The following is a 2140-nucleotide window of genomic DNA, read 5'->3' on the forward strand; positions in this document are numbered from 1 at the left end:
CCGCCGGCCGCACAAGGCCCTTGGCGGCCGACCGCCGGCAGTGGTCTACTCACTGCAAATCGAAGTCACGCAACCCGATCAGCAGGAGCAGATCAGAGCTTAAAAAGCGCCAGATCCTGTCCAAGGAATGGGGAGCACCTCAGACCATGAAAAGAAGGGTCCAGTTTGGAGCCCAAAAAAAGCCTACTTGCTTCAATGGTCCATTGTTTTCCGCGTAAGTAATACTATGGACACCCAGGAAGACAGACATAAACCCAAGCACCGCCGCGCCGGCAAAGACTGATACCGGCAGGTCTAGGAACGATCCCCCACCAAAGATTGCCTCTGATGTTCGGGCCAGACTGAAGCGTCTTTTGGGCTGAGTATCATCAGGAAGATCGTCGTCGGCATCAATCACGATCCCGTCGCCAACGTCGACTGCTATTTCTTCTAGGTTGCTTGCCTCAGAAGCGCTGCTGACCAAAGATTTCTGCCGCTCGCGTCTTTTGGCAACCAGCTGCCTTTGCGATGCACTCAATTCAGCTTGCCAGGCGCTTGTCGCCTTGGGGTCGTCGCAGCCGAAGATCCTTGCAAGCCATCGGATGTTCTCTGGACTGATGCCCTTGTCGTTGTCTTGGAACCAGAGCTGGACAGTGCGTAGCTCTATCCCTGCCCGGTTTGCGTCGATCAATGAGATCGCTTCAGCGAGAAGGTCTGCCGTCCAAGGGCCTTTTGGAAATCCGTTTTCGTCAACCGGTCGCCCGGCTCCTGCCGCCGCGAGGTTCTTGAAAAGCACCTTGAAATCTCTGCCACCAGCATCAGGCTGAACGAAAAACTTTCCATTTTTTATCAGCATGTTGGAGGGTTTCATTTCGTTCTGTTTCGCTCAATTTCGTATCGTGCCGTGATCAGGCCGCGGACCATAGTTCATTAACCAGAAATGAACAAATCGCCGGTGGATGGAACGCGCTGCGTTGCCACACACCGCGCCGCCCCTGGGAGTAATGATATGGGTATTCAAGGCAGCAAAATCGTGTCCGCCGATGACGATACGACTGGATCGCTCAACGAGAGAGAGCAGGCTCATCCGATCAAGCGTGTCTTGGATCAGGGATCGCGGGAAGTCGTGGGTTGGCTCTACAAGTGGAACACTGGGCATGTCGCCATCATGTGGAAGGGCGAGAGATGCGAAAACGTGATCTTCGAATGAGGAATGTGCAAACTGCACATTGCTCATAGCACCCTATAGCCCCGGCCCCGTGCATTAGGGCGGTCTTCGGGCCGCCCTGCTTATTTGTCACGCAAGACATCCATCGCGGTCCTGGCCCATCATCAGGTCTGCCCGCCATGCTTCTTATGAGGCGTCGCTTGGAAAGCCCATGCAAGACGCAGCAGCAAATCCCGGCATTGTGGCAAAGGCATTCTGCTGCGGGCGGAAGACAATCCTGCATGCAACACTCCCCGTAGCCAGCACAAGCCGCACCCTCCGAAGTAGCTTTAATTTCATTGGTCAGCGCCCTACTGATGGCTGCGCAGGAGAAAAGTAGCGTTCAGCAATCCTATAGGGTTGCTGTCAATATTATAATATCGTAGAACTGGGCCACCCGAGAAGGGTGCCTAGTCCTACCAGTTGGAGGACCACAGGCGTGGAAGAAATAGAGTTAGAAAAAGAAACGCCGAATGTGGTTACAGAACCCAGATTCAGAAAGCTCGTTGCTAGCGGCTATCTCGCTGAGGTCGTTTGCCAAGCGGCGGCATACCGCAAAGCATCCGTCTGGTATGGCGAATGGATCGTTCGCGTCGTTAATTCAGAAGGGACTTTTGAAAAACTCCTCGTCACGACACCACGAAAGGTCGATGACATGGACGAAATTAAAGTCAGGGTTTTCAGGACAATTAACGGCCTTACTTCCTTCATGCACGAAGCCGGATTCAGGCACGTGGATGTTCCGCTGTTTGATGACGAGCGGACGGTCCATTCAACGTCAACAAAACCAGAAGATAAGAAAAAGAGCTAGGTCTTCACTATCCTCCTTTTCTCCGGCAATGGCTGGCTGCCTGATAGGGCTTCTTCCGCTTAATCCAGGCCACTCCTTTGCAAATGGCATGGTTCTCGTGCCCGGCTCCGATGGAGCCTTTCAATTCAGAGAACAAAGCAACG

At 53.5% G+C, this 2140-nt stretch carries 3 protein-coding genes; 2 read left to right on the plus strand and 1 reads right to left on the minus strand.

All coding sequences use genetic code 11. The features are described 5' to 3' along the window. Positions 1–139 precede the first annotated feature (139 nt). Complete coding sequence (locus TY51_RS16485) at positions 140–850, minus strand: RcgA family putative transporter (protein WP_156118085.1); 711 nt, start codon at positions 848–850, stop codon at positions 140–142. Between the two features lie 69 nt (positions 851–919). On the opposite strand from TY51_RS16485, the gene TY51_RS16490 reads away from it, so the two are divergent. Then, positions 920–1189, plus strand: a complete 270-nt coding sequence (locus TY51_RS16490) for a hypothetical protein (protein WP_156118086.1) — start codon at positions 920–922, stop codon at positions 1187–1189. A 436-nt stretch (positions 1190–1625) separates the two neighbouring features. Continuing rightward, positions 1626–1997: a hypothetical protein gene (locus TY51_RS21325; protein ID WP_231559105.1), complete on the plus strand. Its 372-nt coding sequence runs from the start codon at positions 1626–1628 to the stop codon at positions 1995–1997. Positions 1998–2140 lie beyond the last annotated feature (143 nt).

Source organism: Paracoccus sp. PAMC 22219 (assembly GCF_000787695.1).
Lineage (GTDB): Bacteria > Pseudomonadota > Alphaproteobacteria > Rhodobacterales > Rhodobacteraceae > Paracoccus.